Origin of the sequence: Nonomuraea monospora (assembly GCF_039531895.1) — a bacterium.
Lineage (GTDB): Bacteria > Actinomycetota > Actinomycetes > Streptosporangiales > Streptosporangiaceae > Nonomuraea > Nonomuraea monospora.
On sequence record NZ_BAAAQX010000037.1, the window covers coordinates 67,369 to 88,313 of the forward strand.

Sequence of the window (20,945 nt, forward strand, 5' to 3'; positions counted from 1 at the left end):
CGGTGAGTTAGTTTTCCTGTCACCGCACTACCCCCCGACGTCACCGTGAGGAGCAAATTGTGACGGTGCAGGGCAAACCGCGTAAAGCGGCCGTTGCTGCGTGGATCGGCAGCGCCTTGGAGTATTACGACTTCTTCATCTACGGCACGGCCGCCGCGCTGGTCTTCAACAAGATTTTCTTCCCGTCCTCCTCGCCCGCCACGGGGACGCTGCTCGCGCTGGCCACGTTCGGGGTCGGCTATCTGGCCAGGCCCGTGGGCGCGTTCGTGCTCGGGCACATCGGTGACAAGTTCGGCCGCAAGCGGGTGCTGGTCACCACGCTGCTGCTGATGGGCGGCTCCACGTTCCTGGTCGGCTGCCTGCCCACCTACGACCAGGTCGGCGTGCTCGCGCCCATCCTGCTCGTGGTGCTGCGCCTGCTGCAGGGCTTCTCCGTCTCGGGCGAGCAGGCGGGCGCCAACTCGATGACGCTGGAGCACGCCCCCGAGGGGCGGCGCGCGTACTACACGAGCTTCACCCTCAACGGCACCCAGGCCGGCCAGATCATCGCCACCGCGATCTTCCTGCCGATCGCCGCGCTCCCCGAGGAGCAGTTGCTGAGCTGGGGCTGGCGGGTGCCGTTCTGGCTGAGCGTCATCGTGGCCGTGGTCGGCGTCGTCATCCGCCGCACGCTGGAGGAGACGCCCGCCTTCGAGCAGGAGGTCGCCACCAACACCGTGGCCAAGATGCCGATCGCGGTGCTCTTCCGCGAGCAGTGGCGCGACGTGCTGCGCGTGGTCGTCGCCGCGGTCATCGCCTCGGTCAGCACGATCTTCACCGTGCACGCCCTGTCGTACGCGGTCAACACGATGGGCCTGGAACGCAGCCCGATGCTCTGGGTCGGCGTGCTGGCCAACGTCGCCGCGGTCATCACGATCCCGCTGTGGGGCAGGCTGTCGGACCGCATCGGCCGCAAGCCGGTCTTCATCGGCGGCTCGCTCGGCTGCGCGGTGCTGATGTTCGCCTACCTGTGGTCGATCTCCGTGAGCAACTACGTGCTGATCTTCCTGGCCGGCATCCTCATGTTCGGGGTCGTGCACAGCGCCACCAGCGCCGTCTGGCCGTCCTTCTACGGCGAGATGTTCACCACCAGGGTCCGGCTGTCCGGCATGGCGATCGGCACCCAGATCGGCTTCGCCATCGCCGGGTTCGCGCCCACGGTGGCCACCGCGATCGCCGGCACGGGCCAGGAGAGCTGGCTCGGCGTCTCGGTCATCACCGCGGTCGTCTGCCTGATCAACGTGGCCGCCGTCGCCACCGGCAGGGAGACCTACCAGGTGCCGACCGAGCAGCTCGGACTCAAGCTCCCCGAGCGGGTGAAGGCATGACCTACCGCGTGTACGCCGTCCGCTACGCCCAGCGCGACGCCCGGCGCGGCGAGCACTTCCACGGCTACGAGAGCGGCGGGGACAGCCCCCACCCGACGTCCTACTACGTCTGGGCGGCCGTCTCCGGCGAGCACACGGTGGTGATCGACACCGGGATCGCCCCCGGGCGGGCGGCCCGCGTCGCGGGCCTGGACTACCGCTGCTCACCCGTCGAGGCCCTGGCCGAGCTGGGCATCAGCGCCGAGTCGGCCGGCCACGTGGTGCTCACCCACCTGCACTACGACCACACCGGCACCGCACGCGACTTCCCGCGCGCCCGCTACGTCGTCCAGCAGGCCGAGCTGGACTACTGGAGCGGCCCGTGGGCCGAGCGGATCGCCCGCGAGCGCTGGCTGCTCAACGACGACGACCTCGCTCACCTGACCGCCGCCAGGAAGGACGGGCGGGCGCTCGTGGTGGACGGCGACGCGTTCGTGACGCCCGGCCTCAGCGTGCACCTGGTCGGCGGGCACACCGCCGGCATGCAGGTGGTGCGGGTCGCCACCGCCCGCGGCCACGTCGTGCTGGCCTCCGACGCCAGCCACTTCTACGAGAACCTCGAGAGCGACCGCCCGTTCCCGATCCTGCACAGCATGCCCGGCATGTACGGCGCCTTCGACCGCATCAGGGAGCTGGCCGACGACCCCGGGCTGGTGGTCGCCGGCCATGACCCGCTGGTGCTCGAACGGTTCCCGCTCCACACCCCCGACGTCGCGGTGATCAGCCCGTGACCTCGATCTTGCCGGTGGGCCGCGGGCTGTAGGAGTCGTTGAAGAAGTACTCGCCCGGCTCGGTGAAGGTGTACTGGAACGACTCGCCCGGCTTCAGCCTGACGTCGAACAGTCCCTCGAAGAACTGGGTGGCCCCGTGGACGTTGACGTTGTCCGCGGGGTTGACGAAGGTGACCGTGGCGCCCACCGGCACCCGCAGGTGCGTGGGGGCCATGGCGTTGACCGCCGTGGACTCCACCGCGCCGACCTGCCCGCCCTCGTAGACGCGGGCCAGCACCACCGTGTTGTTCACGACGGCGCCGTCCACCGGCTGGCCGGAGACCGGGCGGCGCACCACGGGCGGGGGCGGCGTGGCGGCGGGCGGCACGGAGCCGCCGAGCTTGAACGCCCACAGGTGGTCGCCGCGCGGCGCCGAGTTCCCGTACGGGATGCCGGTGCCGCCGGCGTAGACCGCGAGGTACTGCTCGCCGTCGATCTCGTAGGAGATGGGGCTGCTGCTGACCGCGGCCCCGGTCTGCCAGCGCCACAGCTCGCGCCCGTCGCGGGCGTCCAGGCAGAGCAGGTTGCCGTCGGGCTGGCCGATGAACAGCAGGTCGGAGGCGGTGGTGAGGATGCCGTTGCCGTGCGCCAGCGAGTACGGCAGGTTCCGCTTCCAGCGCACCCGGTTCGTCGAGGGGGCCACGGCCACCACGCCGCCCGTCATGTACTCGCCCGGCGGGCGCAGCCCGTTCGACGACTCGGTCAGTGAGTGGGCCGCCGCCACGTAGCCGAACCCGGTGTAGACCAGGCGGGTGCTGTGGCTGTAGGACTGGTGGTTCCAGTCGGCGCCGCCGCCGTGGCCGGGGATGGTGAGGATCGGCTCGTCCCAGTGCGGCGTGTACAGCGACCCGATGCGGTAGTTGGGCACCGCCCGGTGCGGCAGGCCTGGCACCTCGGTGCCGAGCGGCTGCCAGACGGGCCGCTGCTCGGTCCAGCCGCCCTGGCGCGGGAACGGCTGCGTCGGCCACGTCTTCTGCCGCGGCTCCTGCGGCACGGGCAGTTCGTCGATGCCCAGCGGGGCCGAGCCGTCGGACCGGTCGAGGATGTAGTACATGCCGGTCTTGCTGCCGTACACGACCAGCTTGCGGGTCCTGCCGCGGATGCGGGCGTCCAACAGCACCGGGGCCATGACGTTGTCCATGTCCCAGATGTCGTGGTGGATGGACTGGAAGTGCCACCGGTAGGCGCCCGTCTTCAGGTCCATGGCGACGATCGAGTTGGCGAACAGGTTCTGGCCGCCGCGCTCGGAGCCGTCCTGCGAGGACTTGCTGCCCCTGGCGTTGCCGAACGTCCAGTAGACCAGCCCCAGCTCCGCGTCGATCGCGCAGTGCATCCACGGGGTCGCGCCGCCGACCTGCCAGGAGTCGCCCTCCCAGGTGCCGCCGCCGACCTCGCCGGGCGCGGCCGTGCCCCAGAAGTGCCACACCAGGTCGCCCGTCGCGGCGTCGAAGGCGAGCGCCGCGCCGCGCGGGCCGTCGTTGGTGCCGCAGTACAGCATGCCGTCGTGGTAGGTGACGGCGACCTTCTCCAGGTTGCCGTACCCGTTGTGCTGCCGCTCCCAGACGACCTGGCCGGTGCGCTGGTCGAGGGCGATCAGCCAGTTGTCGTTGGCGCAGGTGAAGACCTTGCCCGCGCCGACCGCCACCCCGCGCCGGGTGACCGCGCCGCGCGTCTGCTCGTACTTCCAGATCGTCGCCCCGGTACGGCCGTCCACGGCGACGACGTTGCCCAGGGCCGACTCGATGAACAGGACGCCGTCCACGGCCACGGCGGTGCTCTGGCTGTTGCCCGCCATCAGCCCGCCCTCGATGTGGTTCGTCCACGCCGCCCGCAGCCGCCGCACGTTGCCGCGGTGCACGGCCCGCAGCGCGGTGTGGTTCTGGTTCGCCAGGTTCCCGCCGACCTTCGGGAAGTTCCGGTCGGCGCGCCCGGTGGCGGCGACGGCGGGGCTCGCTCCCGCTCCGGCGAGCGCGACGGCCGCGACGGCGCCCGCGAGTAACTCTCTGCGACGGACCATGACCTTCCTCTCTCACAAACCCAGGTAGATGCGCCGGACCTGAGGGTCGTCGCTCAGCTCCGCCGAGGTGCCGCTGGCGGCGATCTCGCCGTTCTCCATGACCAGGCAGGTGGTGGTGACGTCGAAGGTGAGCTTGGCGTTCTGCTCGACGAGCAGGATGGCCAGGCCGTCGGCGTTGAGCTTCTTCAGCGCGGCGGCGATGTCGCCGACGAGCTTGGGCGACAGCCCCATCGACGGCTCGTCCAGCAACATCACCTTGGGCCGGCACATCATCGCCCGCCCGACCGCCAGCATCTGCTGCTGCCCGCCGGACAGCGCGCCGGCCAGCCGGCCGCGCATCTCGCCCAGCACCGGGAACAGCTCGTACACCTCGTCGATCGGGGTGCGCTTCCAACTGCTGGTGTACGCGCCGAGCAGCAGGTTCTTCTCCACCGTCAGCCCGGGGAAGACGTGCCTGCCCTCGGGGACGTAGCCGATGCCGTGCCGCACCAGGGTGTGCGCGGGGGCGCGCAGCAGGTCGTGCTCGCCGAAGCGGATGGCGGTGGCCTGGCGGGGGGCCAGGCCCATGACGGCCTTGAGGGTGGAGGTCTTGCCCGCGCCGTTCGCGCCGATGATGCCGAGCGACTGGCCGGGCTCGACGGTGAAGGACACGTCGTGGGCGGCGCGCACGCCGCCGTAGTGCACGGACAGCCCTTCGACGGTGAGTGTGCTCATCTGGTGGCCTCCTCGACGGCGGCTTCCGCGGTCTCCTCTGTTGGCGCGGCCATCGAGTCGCCGAGGTAGGCGGCCACGACGTCCGGGTGCACGGCGACCTCGGCCGGCGGGCCGTCGGCGATCACCCTGCCGCTGGACAGCACCGTGACCTGGTCGCACAGCGACATGACCAGCCCCATGTTGTGCTCGATGATGATCACGGTGACGCCGGAGTCCCTGATGGAGCGGACGATGTCGGCGAGCTGGCGCACCTCCTCGCCGTTCAGCCCGGCGGCGGGCTCGTCGAGCAGCAGCAGGCTCGGCGACATGGCCATCGCGCGGGCCAGCTCGATGCGCCGCTGGATGCCGTATGGCAGCGAGCGCGGCTCGGCGTCGGCGACCTCGCTCAGCCCGAAACGCTCGATCAGCTCCGCGGTGCGCCGGTGCAGCGTGCGCTCGTAGCCGAGCACCTTCCACGGCAGGACCGCGTACCGCCAGATCCAGGTGGTGCGGGTGCGGTCCAGCCCCAGCAGCAGGTTCTCCCGCACGCTGAGGTCCTCGAACAGGCGCAGGTTCTGGAACGTGCGGGCCACCCCGCGCAGCGACAGCCGGTACGGCGCCAGCCCCGTCGCCCCGCGCCCGGCCAGCTCCACCGACCCCTCGGTCGGGTCGTAGAAGCCGCTGACCACGTTGAACAGCGTCGTCTTGCCGGAGCCGTTCGGCCCCACGACGCCGCGGATCTGGCCCGTGGGCACGGTGAGCGACACCTTGTCCAGCGCCACCAGGCCCTTGAACCGCTTGGTCACCTCCCTGACGTCCAGCGCCACCTCCCCTGCGGCGGCGGGCGCGGGCTCGTAGGGCAGGAACGCGCCGAGCTGGGCCCGCGCGCCGCCGGTCCGCCTGCGCAGCAGGGCGCGGATCTGGCCGGGCAGGCCCGCCAGCCCCTTCGGCGCGAACACCACGACCAGCACGACCACCAGGCCGTAGCCGAGCTGCGCGTAGCCGGAGGCGTCCAGCAGCGCCTCCCTGACCAGCGACAGCGCGACCGCGCCGACGACGCAGCCCAGGATGCTGCTCCGCCCGCCGATGATCACCATGGCGAGCAGCAGGAACATGTTGGCGATGTTGAACGTCTCGGGCGCGACGAAGCGGATCAGCCCGGCGTACAGCACGCCGGCCAGGCCGCCGTACAGGCCGGACAGCACGAACGCCGTCATCCGCAGCAGCGGGATCTCCGCGCCGAGCGCGCCCGCCGCCAGGTCGTCGTCCCGCATGGCGCGCAGGCGGCGGCCGAGCGGCGAGTGCGTGACGAACAGCGCGAAGGCCAGCGCGATCGCGAAGACCACCAGCTCCACGTAGTAGAAGAGGTAGCCGCTGGACAGGTCGACGCCGAACATCGGCGGCACCGGGATGTCGCTGATGCCCTCGGCTCGCCCCGCGACCGTGGAGTTGGTGACCCAGTTCGTGAACGCCAGCGCCAGCCCGAGCGTGACGATGCCCAGGTAGTGCGACTGCATGCGCAGCGCCGGGATGCCGGTCAGCACGCCGAACACCACGGCGGTGAGGATGGCCAGCACGGCGGCGGTCCAGAAGCCGAGGCCCGCCTGCGTGGTCAGGATGGCCACCGCGTACGCGCCGACGCCGAAGAACGCGACCTGGGCCAGGTTGATCTGCCCGGCCACGCCCATGGTCAGGCCGAGGCCGATGGCCAGGATCGCGAAGATGATCGCGACGTCGGCGACGTGGATCGCGTAACCGCCCAGGCCGTAGGGCAGCAGCCAGGCCGCGACGGCGGCGATGGCGATGAGCGCCACTCGTCTCATGCTCGGTTCACCGTTGCCTCTCCGAAGATGCCGGTGGGGCGGATCATCACGATGACGGCGAAGACCAGGAACGTGACCAGCTCGGAGTACTCCTGGAAGTTGCCCGCGGCGAACGCGTCGAGCAGGCCGAAGGCCAGGCCGCCGACGATCGCGCCGGGCATGCTGCCGAAGCCGCCGAGCATGGCCGCGGCGAAGCCCTTGATGCCGAGGGTGCCGCCCATGGTCGGGTTCACGTACAGCATGGGCCCGATCAGGCTGCCCGCCAGCGCGGCGAGGCCGGCGCCGATGGCGAAGGCCATCGCGTTGCTGCGGCCGACGTGGATGCCGACCGCGGTGGCGGCCTGGTGGTCCATGGCGACCGCCTGCATGGCCGCGCCCCGCTTGGTGCGCTGCAGGAACAGGGCCAGCAGGCCGGTCGCGGCGGCGGCCACCGCGATCACCAGCAGGCTGTAGGTGGGGATGCGGATCCCGGCCACGTCGAGCGGTCCCGTCGCGACCGGGGACGGCACGGCGTGCCCGGTCGCGCCCCAGATGAGGACCGCGCCCGCCTCCAGCACCGCGCCGAAGCCGATCGTGCCGATCAGCATCAGCGTGAAGTCCTTGTTCTCCAGCGGGCGCAGGAAACGCTCGATGACCAGGCCGATCAGGCCCGTGACCGCGATGGCGACGACGATCGCGACCGCGAACGGGAGCTGGGTGGCCAGGTAGAAGGTGGAGGCGGCGTACGCGCCGATCATGACGACGCTGCCGTGGGCGAAGTTGACCAGGCCCATCGTCCGGTAGACGATCGAGAAGCCCATCGCCACCAGCGCGTACACCGCCCCGAACGTGACCCCGCCGATCAGGGTCTGAAGGAAGACCTGCACGTCAGCTCGCGGCCTCGGGCACGACCTTGCCGTCCTTGACCAGGCCGATCTTCGTTTCGTGGATGCCGACGCCGTTGGCGTCGTAGTTGTAGTTCCCCAGCAGCCCGGCGCGCTTGACGCCGCGGATGGCGTCGGCGAGCTTCTGGCCGCCCTCGCCGTTGGTCTGCTTGAGCGCCTCGATGAGGATGGACGCGCCGTCGTAGGCCTTGGCCACGTGCATGCGGGCGTCCTCGTTGTAGGCGGCCTTGTACTTCTCGGCGAACGCCTTGATCTCGGGGGTGGCGTCGTTGCTCAGGTAGGGGGAGCTGACGATGGTGCCCTCGGCGTTCTCCAGCCCGGCGGTGCCGGCGTAGACGTCGGTGCCGACGGGGGCGCCGCCGGCGAAGATCGCCTTGATGCCGAGCTCGCGGGCCTGCTTGGCGATCAGCCCCGACTGGACCTCCTCGGCGCCGATGAACAGCACCTCGGGGTTCTGCTCGCGAATCTTGGCGAGGTTGGCGTTGAAGTCCTTCTGGTCGGGGGTGACGACCTCGTCGGCGGACGGGGTGACGCTCCTGGTCTTGAGCGAGTTGAGGAACGCGTCGTGCTCGCCTGAGCCGTAGGCGCCGTTGTTGCTGATCAGGGCGATTTTCTTGTAGCCCTTGTCGTCCACCAGGTACTTGGCGAGCGTCTCGTCGAAGGTGACGCTGGTGGGCGCGTTGAGGAAGAGGAACGGGCTGCCCAGCTCGGCGAGCTTGGGCGACTGGCCCGAGGTGATGTTGGGGATCTTGGCGTCCTTGAGGATGGGCGCCATGGCGAGGGTGACCGCGCTCTCGGCGGTGCCGAGCATCGCGATGTAGCCCTCGGCGGAGATCTTCCTGGCCACGTTGGTGCCGACGGTGGGGTCGCCCTGGCTGTCGAACAGGTCGAGCTTGATCTGCCGGCCGTTGATGCCGCCGGCCTTGTTGGCCTCGTCGATGGCGAGCTTGACGCCCTTGTGCTCCCACTGGCCGAGCGAGCTGAGCTGGCCGCTCTGCGCGTTGGCGTTGGCGATCTTGATGGGGCCGGTGGCGGTGGCCCCCGACTCGGCCTGCTGGCCGGGCGGGGCGCAGGCGGCGAGCGCTATCAGGGCCGCGGCTGCGATGGAGAATCTCGTGAAACGCACGGTTCACCTCTAGGGGGGTGGGTGAGAGTTAATTCACGGACTAGTACGTTCGTTATAAGCGACGGGAAACGCTGAGGGAATCTCGAACGTGCAACGGTTTCCCGGACAGATCAGTCGGTGAACAGACCCTGATAGATGTCCTTGATGTTCCAGTGGCCCGGCGTCGGCACCGGTTCGTTCACCATCGGCACGTCGATCACGGCGGGCCGCCGGTTCGCGACCGCCTCGCGCAGCGCCGCGCCCAGGTCGCCGGGCGCGGCGACGGTGTGGCCGTCCGCGCCGCACGCCCTGGCGAGCGCGGCGAAGTCCGGGCTGTACGGCTGCCCCGCCGGGTCGGTGAAGTCGCAGCCGTGGCTGCGGCCGAAGTGCGCCGACTGCAGGTCGGAGATCGTGCCGTGGGCCCGGTTGTTCATCACCACGAACACCACGGGGGCGCCCTGCTCGACCGCCAGCGGCAGGGCGGGCAACTGCGCGCTCATCCCGCCGTCGCCGATGAGCGCCACCACCGTCCTGCCGGGCTGCGCGAGCTGCACGCCGACGGCGGCGGCCGGCCCGAACCCCATCGTGGACGCCCCGCCGGGGGTGACGAAGCGGCCCCCGGCGGGCAGCTCGTAGCACTGGGCGACGCCGTTCTTGTTCCAGCCCACGTCGGTGACCAGGATCGTGTCCGGCGGCAGCGTGTCCCGCAGGTCCGCGAGGATCCGCTCGGGACGCAGCGGGAAGTCCGCGCTGCGGCCCCGCTCCCGGCTGGCCGCGAACAGCTCCGTCCGCGCCTCCAGGATCTGCTTGCGCAGCTCGTGCCGGGAGCGGCCGGGGTGCGAGGCGGCGGCGTCGGCGATCGCCTCCACCGCGAGCCGCACGTCGGCGACGGCGCCGATGTCCGCCGGGTAGTTGCGGCCGATCTCGGCCGGGTCGATGTCGATCTGGATCAGCGTGCTGCCCGAGAAGTCCCAGGTGAAGCGGGGATCCCAGGAGCTGGCGTCGGTCTCGGCGAAGCGGGTGGCCAGCGCCAGCACCACGTCCGCCTCGCGGGCGCAGGCGTTGGTGAGCTCCAGCCCCCAGAAGCCCGGCATCCCGATGACCAGCGGGTGCGCGTCGGGCACCGTGCCCTTGGCCATCAGCGAGTGCGCGATCGGGATGTCGAGGTGCTCGGCCAGCCGGATCAGCGGCCCCGGATCCTCGCGCAGGCCGCCGCCCACGTAGATCAGCGGGCGCTCGGCATCGGCCAGCCTCGCGGCGATCAGCTTCGCGGTGTCCTCCGGCAGGCCGGGCAGCGCCGCGTGGCTGATCGGCGGGTACGGCGCGGCGGGCCGGGAGAAGACGTCCATCGGCACGTTGACCAGCACCGCGCCGGGACGGCCCGAGGTGGCCGTGAAGAAGGCGCGCTCGACGAAGCGGCCCAGGTCCTGCGCCCTGTGCACGTTCCAGGCCCGCTTGACGAACGGCCGGAACACGCTCGCCTGGTCGGCGTCGGCGTGCAGGTTGATCTCCTGGTGCGGATGCCGGCCGTGATAGTACGACGGGATGTCGCCGGAGATCACCACCAGCGGCACCGAGTCCAGCGCGGCCGTCATGACGCCGGTCGCGGCGTTGGTCAGGCCGGGCCCGACGTGCACGAGCAGCACGCCCGGCTTGCCTGAGGCGCGGGCGTAGCCGTCGGCGGCGTGCGCGGCGGCCTGCTCGTGGCGGGTGATGACGAACCGGACGGAGCTGTCGGCCAGCGCGTCCAGGACGGCGATGTTGGTGTGGCCGCAGGTGCCGAAGACGTACTCGACGCCGAGCGCCTCGAGCTGCGCGACGAGGGCGTGGGCGGCTGTGGTGGTCACTCGTCTCCCCAGATGGTCAGGCCCTTGAGCATGAGGGTCTTGGTCACGGTGAAGTCCTCGATCATCCAGCGCGGCGACTCGCGGCCGATGCCGGAGTCCTTCACCCCGCCGAACGGCACGTGGTCGAGCCGGAAGTTGGACGAGCCGTTCACGATCAGGCCGCCGACCTCCAGCTCCCGCCAGGCGGTCACGATGCGGCGCACGTCGTGGGTGAACAGCCCGGCCTGCAGCCCGTACGAGCTGCGGTTGCACTCCTCGATCACCTCGTCGAAGCCGTCGTAGGGGAGCACGGCCACCAGCGCTCCGAACACCTCCTCGCGCACCACCTTCGCCTCGGCGGGCGGGGCGACCACCACGGTCGGCGCCATCACCGAGCCGTCGCGGCTGCCGCCGGCCGTCACCCGGGCGCCCTGGGCGGCGGCCTCGGCCGTCCAGCGGACCACCCGCTCGGCCGCGTCGTCGTCCACCATGGAGCCCACGTCGGTGCCCGGGTCGAGCGGGTCGCCCACGACCAGGCCCTTCACCTGCGCGGTCAGCTCCTCGGCGAACTCCTCGAAGCGGCTGCGGTGCACGTAGACGCGCTGCACCGAGATGCAGCTCTGCCCGGAGTTGCTGTAGCCGGTGCGCGCGCACGCCAGCGCGGCCCCGGCGATGCCGGCGTCCTCGCAGACGATGGTGGCGGCGTTGCCGCCGAGCTCCAGCATCACCCGCTTCGGCCCGGCGGCGTGGGCGACGGCGTGACCGGCCGCGACGCCGCCGGTGAAGCTGACGACGGCGATCTCCGGCGCGGCGCACAGCCGCGCGCCCACGTCGCCGCCCCCGTGCAGGACCTGCACGGCCTCCACCGGCATTCCGGCCTCCAGCAGCAGCTCCACCAGGGCGGTGGAGACGGCGGGCGCCTGCGGCGGCGGCTTGACGATCGTGGTGTTGCCCGCCGCGAAGGAGGCGGCGAGCTTGTGGGCGAGGAGGTTGGCGGGCGCGTTGAACGGCGTGATCGCCAGCACCGGGCCGGCCGGGGCGCGCTGGGTGATCGCGGTGTTGCCGACGCCCCGGCCCCAGCCCGCCACCGGCAGCACCTCGCCGCCGATCATGCGCGCCTCGGCGGCGGCGACGGACAGCGTGTCGGCGACCCGCAGCACCTCGCCGCGCCCGTCCTTGAGCGGCTTGCCCAGCTCCAGCGCCAGCAGCCGGGCCAGCCTGTCGCCCTGCGCGGTGACCGCGGCGGCGGCCCGCTCCAGAATGTCGGCCCTGGTGGCGGGCGCCAGCCGGGCGACCCGCCTGGCGGAGCGCCGGGCGTGGTCCAGAGCCGCGGTGACGTCCTCGGGTCGTGCGGTGCGGGCCCTGCTGACGGGCTCGCGGAGGTAGGGGCCGATGCGTTCGGCATGCGGGCCTTCGGTCAGCCACTGCCCGGCGACCAAGCAACCGGCTTCGTGGATGGTGTTCATGATGACTCCCACTGAATCCGCTCAGCGGTTCTGATAATCCGCACTGTGGATTGCCTCACGGTATGAGCCAGGCGAAGGTTATGGCAAGAGCGCCGGGTAATCCGCTTGGTGGAGCGTATGGACCGCTATGCGGACTCGGTGTTAGCGTACGGCCATGCCTTCGAACATCCCCGCGGCGTCGGGAGAGGGCGGGGGCGTACGCAGCGTCCAGCGCGCGTTCGACATCCTCTCGCTGCTCACCGAGGACCGGCGGTCGTTGACGATCCGCGAGGTCGTCGACGAGACGGGCCTGGCCAAGACCACGGCGCTGCGCCTGCTGCAGACCCTGGAGCACCTGGGCCTGCTGTGGGCCACGCCCAAGGGGTTCGCGGCAGGCCCCGGGCTGTGGCGCTGGGCGCACCTGGCCCGTACGGTGTGGGAGCTGCCGCCGGAGACCGTCCAGCTCATGCGCGAGCTGGGGGCGCGGCACCGGGAGACCGTCAACCTCTACGTGCCGCGCGACACCTGCCGCGTCTGCATCGCCCAGCAGGAGAGCCCGCAGCCGCTGCGCCACGTGGTGCGCGTCGGCGACGAGCTGCCCCTGTGGGCGGGCGCCTCCTCGAAGGTGCTGCTCATCGAGGCGCCGGAACGGCTGCTCGTCCGGGTGGCCCGCTCCTCCCCGTACGGCGAGGCCCACGTGCCGACGCTGCGGGCGTGGATCGGGCAGGCGGCGCACGACGGGTACGCGGCCAGCCACGGCGAGCGCGAGCCCGGCCTGTCCGCGGTCGCCGTCCCGGTCGCCCGTGGTACGGGGCCCGTGGCGGCGCTGACGCTGAGCGGCCCCACCGTCCGCTTCACTGCGGAGCGGGTCCGGGAGTTCGCCGCGGACCTGCGCGAGGCGGCCAAGCGGATGTCGGAGCGCGGGTTCGACCATCCTCTGACTTGACTCAATGGAGCGTGCATGCAGCAGTTGCCACTGGACGGCGTCCAGGTCGTGGACCTGACCAACGTTCTGGCCGGGCCGTACTGCAGTTATCAGCTGATGTTGTTCGGCGCGCAGGTGGTCAAGGTCGAGCTGCCGGGCACCGGGGACCTCGCCCGGCGGCTCGGCCCCGACCCCGAGCTGAACCGGGCCGGGATGGGCGCGTCCTTCCTGGCGCAGAACGCCGGCAAGAAGTCCGTCGAGCTCGACCTGAAGAGCCCGGACGGGCGGGCCGCGTTCGAGTCGATGCTCGCCGGCGCCGACGTCCTGCTGGAGAACTTCAGGGCCGGGGTGCTGGCCAGGCTCGGCTACGGCTGGGACCGGCTGCGCGAGCTGAACCCCGCCCTCGTCTACTGCGCCATCTCCGGCTTCGGGCAGAGCGGCCCGATGAGCGGCGCCCCCGCCTACGACCAGATCGTCCAGGGGCTGTCCGGGATGATGAGCGTCACCGGCACCCCCGGCACGGCGCCGCTGCGGGTGGGCTTCCCCATCGCCGACACCGTCGGCGGGCTGATGGCCGCGCTGGCGATCTCCGCCGCGCTGGCCGGGCGGCACCGCACCGGGCGCGGCTGCTTCCTGGACCTGTCCATGCTGGAGGCGTCGATCTCCGCGATGGGCTGGACGGTCTCCAACTACCTGGTCAGCGGCGTCGAGCCGGAGCCGATGGGCGACCAGAACGCCACCGCCGCCCCCTCCGGCACGTTCGAGACCGCCGACGGGCCGCTCAACATCGCCGCCAACCAGCAGGCCCAGTTCGAGACGCTGTGCCGGCTCGTCGGGCGGCCCGACCTGCCCGCCGACCCGCGCTTCGCCGAGCGCGAGTCGCGCAAGACGCACCGGGGGGCGCTCAACCAGGAGCTGAACCAGGCGTTGCGGGCCAAGACGGCGCTGGAGTGGGAGGAGATTCTCTCCGCCGAGGGCGTGCCGGCCGCCCGGATCCTCACCGTGCCGCAGGCGCTCGCCCTTGATCAGGTACGTCATCGCGGGTTCCTGACCGAGGTGCCGTTCGCGGGGCCTGGGGAACGGCCGATGACCGTCACGGGGAACGGGGTGGTCATCGACGGGGTCGCGTTGCGCCCGCGCGGCCCTGCACCGCTGCTCGGGGAGCACAACACCGAGTTCGAGGCGGCCTCATGAACGAGCACACCGAGGCCGCAGATTGGTGGGGCACCGCCGTGTCGCGGATCGAGCCCGGCCTCATCGAGCTGCGCGGGCGGCCGGTGCAGGACCTCATCGGGCGGATCGGCCTCGCCGAGATGATCTGGCTCATGCTGCGCGGCGAACGCCCCGATCCGCGACAGGCGGCGCTGCTGGAGGCGGCGCTGGTCTCGTCCGTCGATCACGGCCCGCACGCGCCGTCCATCGCCGTCGCCCGGATGGCCGTCACCTGCGGCGTCGGGCTGAACAACGCCGTCGCCACCGGGGTCAACCTGCTCGGCGACGTGCACGGCGGCGCGGGCGAGCAGTGCGTCGGGCTGCTGGAGGAGGTCGTGGCCGACGGGGACGCCGCCGCCGTGGTGGCGCGATGGCGCGCCCGCGACAAGTACCTGCCCGGCTTCGGCCACCGCTTCCACCGCCGCGACCCGCGCCGGGACCCGCTGCTCGGGCTGGTCTCGCAGGCGGCCGGGGCCGGGGTGGTGGCGGGCGCGCACCTGCGGGCCGCGCTGGCGGTCGAGCGGCTGATCGCGCCGGTGCCGATGAACATCGACGGGGCGACCGCCGTGGTCTACGCCGAGCTGGGCTTCCCCGCGCCGCTGGCGCGCGGGCTGTTCGTGCTCAGCCGCTCCGTGGGGATCCTGGCCCACGCGTGGGAGGAGAGCGGGCAGGGGCGGCGCAACAAGGGGCCGATCCCGCCGTCCATCCTGCCGACCTGGCTCTGAGCGAAGCCCCGCCGTCCCGTACGGCGGGGCTACGCACTCAGAAGACGACGATCTTGCCGGTGCTCTGCGGGTAGATCGCGTCGTTGTAGAAGAACTCGCCCGGGGTGTCGAAGGTGTGGGTGAACGACTGGCCGGGCATCAGCACGCCGGTGTCGAACTCGTACTCGAAGAACGAGACGGCGGCGTGCGCGGAGGCGTTGCCGGCCGGGTTGACGAAGGTCACGGTCGTGCCCTTGGGCACCCGCAGGTGCTGCGGCGACATGGCGTTCTGCGCCACCGTGTTCTCCGTCGCGCCGGGCCGCTGGTTCGCCGCGTCCCAGACCCGGCCGAGCGTGACCGTGCTGCCGGTGACGGCCGCCGCCCTGATGTCGTTGCGCTGCTTGGGCGGCGTCGGCGCGGCGGCGGGCGCGACCTTGCCGCCGAGCTTGAACGCCCACAGGTGGTCGCCCCTGGGGATGTCCGGGTACGGCAGGCCGTTGCCGCCCGCCAGCACCGCGACGTACTGCTCGCCGTCGATCTCGTAGCTGATCGGGCTGGTGTGCACCCCGGCGCCGCACTGGAAGCTCCACAGGACGCTGCCGTCGGTGTCGTCCATGGCGTGCAGCACCCCGTCGGGGCCGCCCTGGAACATCACCCGCCCCGCCGTCGTCAGGATGCCGTTGCCGTGCGCGAGCGACCACTCCCTGTCCAGCGTCCACACGGGCGTGTTGGTGCGCGGATCGACCGCCGCGATGCCGCCAGCGAAGTACTCGCCGAGCGGGCGGGAGGTGTTGACCCGGCCCTCGCGGCTGTTGGAGAAGCCGGAGTTGATCAGGCCGTAGCCGACGTAGATCCAGCCCGTGTGCGGGTTGTACGACAGGTGCGCCCAGTCCGCGCCGCCGCCCGCGCCGGGGAAGATGATCGTCGCCCGGTCCCAGTGCGGCGTGTAGAGGCCGCCCCAGGCGTAGAACGGCACCGGCCTGGTGGCCTTGCCGAACTCCGGGGCCTGCGTGATGAACGGCTTCCCGCCGGGGAACGGCTGGGTGGCCGCCGTCTTCTGCTGGGCGTTCCGCGGGACGGGCCGCTCCTGCATGCCGTGCAGCGGCTCGCCGCTGGTCCGGTCGAGGATGTAGAACATGCCGACCTTGCTGCCGTACACGACGGCCTTGCGCAGCCGGCCCTTGACCTTGACGTCCACCAGCACCGGGGCCATGACGTTGTCGAGGTCCCAGATGTCGTGGTGCACCGACTGGAAGTGCCACCTGCGGGCGCCGGTCTTGGCGTCGATGGCCACGATCGAGTTGGCGAACAGGTTGTCGCCGCCCCTGGTGGCGCCGTCCAGGCGCGGGTAGGAGCCGCCGAACGTCCAGTAGACCAGCCCGAGGTCCGGGTCCACCGCCGGGTGGATCCACGGGACGGCGCCGCCCGTCTTCCAGGACTCGCCCTCCCAGGTGTCGTTGCCGAACTGGCCCTCGCCCGGGCACGACCAGAACGTCCAGGCGACCTCGCCGGTGGCCGCCTTCAGCGCGTACGCCCGGCCGCGCGCGCCGCCGGTGCTGCCCTGCATGCCGACGTAGATGAGCCCGTCCCAGTAGACCACCGCGCCGGCCAGGGTGCCGGTCAGGCCGCCGCACTGCCCGTTCTGCGGGTCGCAGCCGCCGGTGTCGCCGCCGCCCTCGTCCTCGGTGATGAGCTGCCGCTGCCAGGCGATCTCGCCGGTGTCCTTCTTCAGGGCGTACACGATGTTGGCGCCGGAGGTGGAGAAGACCAGGCCCTCGCCGAGCGCGACGCCGCGCATGTTCGTCTGCTTCGCGCCGAGGTTGGTCTTCCACCTGACGGCGCCGGTTCTGCCGTCCACGGCGAAGACGTTCTGCTGCGTGGTCTGGACGTACAGGACGCCGTTCTCCACGACGCAGGTGCTCTGCTGGGCGGCCGAGGTGCTGCCGCCCTCCAGATTGACGTGCCAGGCGCCGCCGAGCCGCCGCAGCGTGCGGGCGTTGATCTGGTTGAGCGGGGAGTAGTTGGTGTTGGCCAGGTTGCCGCAGACCTTGGGGAAGTCCTTGCCCGTCACGCCCAGGGACGCGGGCTGCCGCTCCAGGGGCTCCTGCGCCTGGGCGGGCTCCGAGATCGTGGCTGAGTCGGTCGCAGTGGCGGTCAGCGTGGCTGCCGCACCGAGGAGGAAGTTTCGTCGTTCCACTGGCACCATACCTTCAGCGGTCCGCTTGGTGGACCACTAGATCCATACGACGGACGCACCATAAGTCCCAGCCGTGAGTGAAGGCAAGAGCTTGTCGCCGCTGAGATCCGCAGTTACGCTCAAGCCTCCGAGTGGACCAAACGATCCACCTAGTGGATCCCTCTGCGAGGTGCCCCCCATGCGCAGCAAACTCTCCGTCGCCGCCGCCACCGGAGCCGCGGCCCTCCTGCTCACCGCCACCGCTCCCAGCTCCGCTGCCTCCCCGTCGCCGGCGCAGAACCTCGGAGACCCCGACTACGGCGTCTGCCGGGGCACCGACCCCCGCTGCTACCACGACTGGGGCAACTTCGACCCGGCCAAGGGCTACAAGCTGCTCGTCTACAGCCGCACCGCCGGCCCCCGCCACGCCCACCTCGGCACCCCGCTCGGCCCCGGCCTCAACCCGCCGCTCAACGACGACAACGTGGCCGTCAAAGCGGTGCTCAAGCTGGGGCAGGAGAACGGCTTCGCTGTCGACTACACCGAGGACGTCACCCAGCTCTCCTCCGCCGGCCGCCTGCTCGGCTACAACGCGGTGATGTTCCTGAGCACCACCCGCGACACCCTCGACGACGCCGCCCAGACCGCGCTGCGCCAGTACGTCCGCGCCGGCGGCGGCTTCGTCGGCGTGCACAACGCCTTCGGCACCGAGTACAACTGGCCCTGGTACGAAGGGCTGCTCGGCAACGCCAACTTCTACGACCACGGCGCCAACCAGCCCGGCACCGTCGTCACCGTCGACCGCCGCGACGCCTCCACCCAGGGCCTGCCCCGCACCTGGGCCTTCTCCGACGAGTGGTACAACCTCATCCCCGCGCCCACCCGCGTCCGCGTGCTCGCCGAGGTGGACGAGAGCACCCTGCCGCAAGGGGTGCGCGGCAACCTCGGCCACCCCGGGCACGGCGAGCACCACCCGGTGAGCTGGTGCCAGTACTACGACGGGGGCAAGGCCTGGCTGACCACCCTCGGGCACGACGTCAAGGCGTGGACCGACGCGCCCATGGAGGGTGACCAGTACTTCGTCCAGCACCTGCTGGGCGGCGTCAAGTCCGTGCTCGGCATGACCCCCTTCTGCCGCTGAACGCCGCCGCTCGGCTGCCGGCCGCAGCCGTCGCCGCCCATGTCACGGGGCGGTGCTGCGGGCGACGAGTTCGCCGATCTCGGGCAGCACCGCGTCCGCGACCGTGACCTTACGCTGGATCAGCCCGTTGGCGTGGAAGAGGTCGGCGGCGTGCTGCTGCTCGGCGACGAACTCCGCGCTGACCGGGTGCAGCCCCCACGGCCGGGTGCGCAGCGCGTGCTCCCAGGCGTCCAGGTCGCCGTCGAACAGGGCGGCGGCCTCGCGCGGGCGTTCCTCGGTCCAGCGGTCCGCCTGCTGCAGCGCCGCGACGATCCTGGCCAGCTCCTCCGGCCGCTCCACGGCGAAGTCGCGGCGGGTGAACCACAGCGAGCGGTGGCTGAACAGGCCGTCGGTCTCGACCAGCGTGCGGGTGCGCGACTCGACCGGCGTCAGGTACGGGTAGGAGCCCACCCAGGCGTCGACGTCCCCGTTCACCAGCAGCTCGGCGGCGTTGCCATAGGCGTCCACGGGGACGATGTCGCCCCAGCCGAGCCCGGCCCGCTCCAGCGCCAGCAGCAGCAGCGTGGTCTGCCAGGAGCCGTGGCCGAGCGCGACCCGCCTGCCCTTCAGCTCCTCGACCGAGCCGATCGGCGAGTCGTCCCGGACGACCAGGCGGCCGTTCTCGACGCGCGGGCCGGAGACGGCCACGTACACGATGTCGTGGCCCTTGGCCTGGGCGGTGACCGGGGGAGTGGAGCCGGTGCCGATGAAGTCGTAGCCGCCGTCGAACAGGTGGTCGCCGTGGGCGGAGGGCAGCGCCCTGGTGGGGTCGACGCGTTCGCCTCTGCCGAGGGCGTTCAGGTCCACCCACTCGACGCCGGGCAGCAGGTCGCGGTGGCGGGCCACCCAGAGCGTGTTGTTCTGCGGGAAGAAGCCGACCTTGGTGGTCATGAGGTGCGTCCCTTCAGTAGCGGCAAGACGTGGCGGCCCACGCGGCGGGCCTCTTCGAGATGGGGGATCCCGGCCAGGATGAAGGCGTCCACGCCGAGGTCGAGGAGCTGGTCGAGCCGCTCGGCGACCTGGTGGTAGTCGCCGACCAGGCCGAACGCGGGGCCGTCGCGCAGCCGGCTGAACCCGCCCCACACGTTCGGGGCGACCTCCAGGGCGCGGGGGTCGTCATCGGCTCCGGCGAGGAAGGCGCGGCTGCGCCGCACGCCGACGGAGTCGCCCTCGTCGGGGCCGCTCCGGTGCGGCCTGGCCTGCCAGCCCTGCTGGATCTCCGCCCACGCCTCCTCCTCGCTCTCGCGGGCGAGCAGGTCCACCCGCACGGCGAACCGGGGCGGCGTGCTGCTGTGCGCGCGTACGGCGTCGAACTTCTCCGCCAGCGCCTCGAACGGCTCCAGCCACGACAGGTAGTGGTCGGCGTGCCGGCCGGCCGCGTCGATGGCGGCCGGCGAGGATCCGGAGAAGAAGATCTCCGGGTACGGCTGCCCGGCCAGCTCCTCCGGCAGCCCCGCGTTCTCGACCTGGTAGAACCGGCCGTGGTGGGTGTATTCGCCCTGCCAGACGCCCTTGAGCACGTCCAGGAACTCCGAGGTGCGCGCGTAGCGGTCGTCGTGGTCCACCTTGTCGCCCCACCAGAGCTGCGCGGGACCGCCGCCGCCGGAGATGACGTTGTAGACGATCCGGCCGCCGGTGGCCCGCTGCAGCGTGGCCGTCATCCGGGCGGCCTGCACGGGGTGCAGGAAGCCGGGCTGGAAGGCCACCATGAACCGGTACGACGTGGTCTCGCGGGCCAGCGTCGCGGCGGCGGCCCACGGGTCGTCGGTGTGCGGGAAGTTCGGCAGCAGCCCGCCGACGAACCCGGACTCCTCGGCGGCCCTGGCGACCTCGGCCATGTAGTCGGCGTGGCTGTAGCCGTCGTCGCGGCCGTCGCGCAGGCCCGGGGCGGTGCCGCCGGGCGCGAAGCCGCCGCGGCTGCGGACGCGGTGGCGCAGCGAGGACTGGTCGCCCTCCATGTGGATGCGCCAGTAGATGTCAACGGTCAACAGCCCGCTCCTTCACGTGCTCGCCGAAGCGGTAGACGTCCTCGGTCTGGAGGAAGAACTCGGTGACCCCGAGCGCGGCGTACTCCTCGGCGGCTTCGGCCGAGTCCAGGCGCACGCCGTAACGCAGGCCCGGCAGCTCGGGGATGAGCGCGGCCACGTCGTCGCCGGCGGAGAAGACGTGCACGTCCGCATGGCGGCGCGACAGCTCCAGGGCGTCGGGTGAGGTTCCCGACAGGTGCACCTCGGGGAAGGGCGGGGACGACAGCGGCGCCCCGAAGCCTCCCGCGGCGACCTCGTAGAAGTCGCCCTTGAAGCCGAACGGCCCGCCGCGCCAGACCCCCTTGGCCACGGTCAGGAACTCGCCGGCGCGGGCGAGCCGGGCGGCGCCGGTCAGGAAGTCGCCCTGCGCCCTGGCCACGGCCGGGTCCAGGTCCACGGCGAGCCGCCAGCCGAGCCGTCCGGCGGAGAAGCGCTGCAGGGACGCCGACAGCTTGGCCGCGTAGACCGGGGTGGCCACGGCCGGGTGGAACTCGGCGACGACGCGCAGGTGGCGGGTGCGGCGCAAGGCGTTGGCGGCGACGGTGAGTGACTCCTGCCCGTCCGGGTCGAAGGGCACGAGCGCGCCCGCCCACCCGGACAGGTCCGCGGCCACGGCGGCCCGTCCGGCGGGGTCGGCGAGCACGGGCCGCACGTCGGTGACGAAGGCCGGCAATCCGGCGGGGGCGGGGGTCCTGGTGGGCAGGACCACATGAAAGCGGCCCACGGCCCGGGTACTGAGCAGGACGGACATG

17 protein-coding genes are annotated in these 20,945 nt (G+C 71.8%); 6 read left to right on the top strand and 11 right to left on the bottom strand.

What is annotated here, in order from left to right:
* Positions 1-65: 65 nt before the first annotated feature.
* Positions 66-1,367, top strand: coding sequence for an MFS transporter (locus tag ABD331_RS46810; RefSeq protein ID WP_344490843.1), 1,302 nt, complete (start codon positions 66-68; stop codon positions 1,365-1,367).
* Entirely contained in the window at positions 1,364-2,137 is a 774-nt protein-coding gene (locus ABD331_RS46815) for an N-acyl homoserine lactonase family protein (protein ID WP_344490691.1), read from the top strand. Before ABD331_RS46810 ends, ABD331_RS46815 begins: the two co-directional genes overlap by 4 nt.
* On the opposite strand, the gene ABD331_RS46820 is transcribed toward ABD331_RS46815, so the two are convergent.
* The 7 genes from ABD331_RS46820 to ABD331_RS46850 all read right to left on the bottom strand — a co-directional run bounded on the left by ABD331_RS46820 (position 2,127) and on the right by ABD331_RS46850 (position 11,990).
* A complete protein-coding gene (locus tag ABD331_RS46820; RefSeq protein WP_344490694.1) occupies positions 2,127-4,193 on the bottom strand; it encodes an outer membrane protein assembly factor BamB family protein in 2,067 nt (688 codons plus the stop codon). The genes ABD331_RS46815 and ABD331_RS46820 overlap by 11 nt on opposite strands.
* A 12-nt stretch (positions 4,194-4,205) precedes the next feature.
* On the bottom strand, positions 4,206-4,907 hold the full coding sequence (locus tag ABD331_RS46825; protein WP_344490697.1) for an ABC transporter ATP-binding protein: 702 nt from the start codon (positions 4,905-4,907) through the stop codon (positions 4,206-4,208).
* The gene (locus ABD331_RS46830; protein ID WP_344490699.1) at positions 4,904-6,709 is read right to left on the bottom strand and encodes a branched-chain amino acid ABC transporter ATP-binding protein/permease; all 1,806 of its coding nucleotides are present in this window, start codon (positions 6,707-6,709) and stop codon (positions 4,904-4,906) included. The genes ABD331_RS46825 and ABD331_RS46830 overlap by 4 nt, the downstream gene beginning before the upstream one ends.
* Positions 6,706-7,575 (bottom strand): branched-chain amino acid ABC transporter permease, encoded by an 870-nt coding sequence (locus ABD331_RS46835; RefSeq protein WP_148440942.1) that lies wholly within the window; start codon positions 7,573-7,575, stop codon positions 6,706-6,708. Before ABD331_RS46835 ends, ABD331_RS46830 begins: the two co-directional genes overlap by 4 nt.
* 1 nt (position 7,576) lies before the next feature.
* Positions 7,577-8,719, bottom strand: coding sequence for an ABC transporter substrate-binding protein (locus tag ABD331_RS46840; protein ID WP_344490703.1), 1,143 nt, complete (start codon positions 8,717-8,719; stop codon positions 7,577-7,579).
* A gap of 110 nt (positions 8,720-8,829) precedes the next feature.
* A complete protein-coding gene (locus ABD331_RS46845) occupies positions 8,830-10,545 on the bottom strand; it encodes a thiamine pyrophosphate-binding protein (RefSeq protein WP_344490706.1) in 1,716 nt (571 codons plus the stop codon).
* A complete protein-coding gene (locus ABD331_RS46850) occupies positions 10,542-11,990 on the bottom strand; it encodes an aldehyde dehydrogenase family protein (RefSeq protein ID WP_344490709.1) in 1,449 nt (482 codons plus the stop codon). Before ABD331_RS46850 ends, ABD331_RS46845 begins: the two co-directional genes overlap by 4 nt.
* Before the next feature lie 154 nt (positions 11,991-12,144).
* Here ABD331_RS46850 and ABD331_RS46855 point away from each other — a divergent pair, with 154 nt between their 5' ends.
* From ABD331_RS46855 to ABD331_RS46865, 3 genes are read left to right on the top strand one after another with little or no spacing between them, the layout of a single operon-like run.
* Positions 12,145-12,915, top strand: a complete 771-nt coding sequence (locus ABD331_RS46855; protein WP_344490712.1) for an IclR family transcriptional regulator — start codon at positions 12,145-12,147, stop codon at positions 12,913-12,915.
* 15 nt (positions 12,916-12,930) lie between these two features.
* Positions 12,931-14,088, top strand: coding sequence for a CaiB/BaiF CoA transferase family protein (locus tag ABD331_RS46860; protein ID WP_344490715.1), 1,158 nt, complete (start codon positions 12,931-12,933; stop codon positions 14,086-14,088).
* The gene (locus tag ABD331_RS46865; RefSeq protein WP_344490718.1) at positions 14,085-14,831 is read left to right on the top strand and encodes a citryl-CoA lyase; all 747 of its coding nucleotides are present in this window, start codon (positions 14,085-14,087) and stop codon (positions 14,829-14,831) included. The genes ABD331_RS46860 and ABD331_RS46865 overlap by 4 nt, the downstream gene beginning before the upstream one ends.
* 37 nt (positions 14,832-14,868) lie before the next feature.
* Here ABD331_RS46865 and ABD331_RS46870 read toward each other — a convergent pair whose 3' ends face one another.
* Positions 14,869-17,007, bottom strand: a complete 2,139-nt coding sequence (locus ABD331_RS46870) for an outer membrane protein assembly factor BamB family protein (RefSeq protein ID WP_344490721.1) — start codon at positions 17,005-17,007, stop codon at positions 14,869-14,871.
* A gap of 178 nt (positions 17,008-17,185) precedes the next feature.
* Between ABD331_RS46870 and ABD331_RS46875 the strand changes: the two genes are divergently transcribed.
* Positions 17,186-18,127, top strand: a complete 942-nt coding sequence (locus ABD331_RS46875; protein WP_344490724.1) for a ThuA domain-containing protein — start codon at positions 17,186-17,188, stop codon at positions 18,125-18,127.
* A gap of 42 nt (positions 18,128-18,169) precedes the next feature.
* On the opposite strand, the gene ABD331_RS46880 is transcribed toward ABD331_RS46875, so the two are convergent.
* Genes ABD331_RS46880 through ABD331_RS46890 form a run of 3 tightly spaced genes read right to left on the bottom strand, consistent with a single transcriptional unit; the run spans position 18,170 to position 20,944 of the window.
* Complete coding sequence (locus ABD331_RS46880; protein WP_344490727.1) at positions 18,170-19,057, bottom strand: ABC transporter substrate-binding protein; 888 nt, start codon at positions 19,055-19,057, stop codon at positions 18,170-18,172.
* On the bottom strand, positions 19,054-20,154 hold the full coding sequence (locus ABD331_RS46885) for an LLM class flavin-dependent oxidoreductase (RefSeq protein ID WP_344490730.1): 1,101 nt from the start codon (positions 20,152-20,154) through the stop codon (positions 19,054-19,056). The genes ABD331_RS46880 and ABD331_RS46885 overlap by 4 nt, the downstream gene beginning before the upstream one ends.
* Positions 20,144-20,944, bottom strand: coding sequence for an LLM class flavin-dependent oxidoreductase (locus ABD331_RS46890; RefSeq protein ID WP_344490733.1), 801 nt, complete (start codon positions 20,942-20,944; stop codon positions 20,144-20,146). Before ABD331_RS46890 ends, ABD331_RS46885 begins: the two co-directional genes overlap by 11 nt.
* Position 20,945 lies beyond the last annotated feature (1 nt).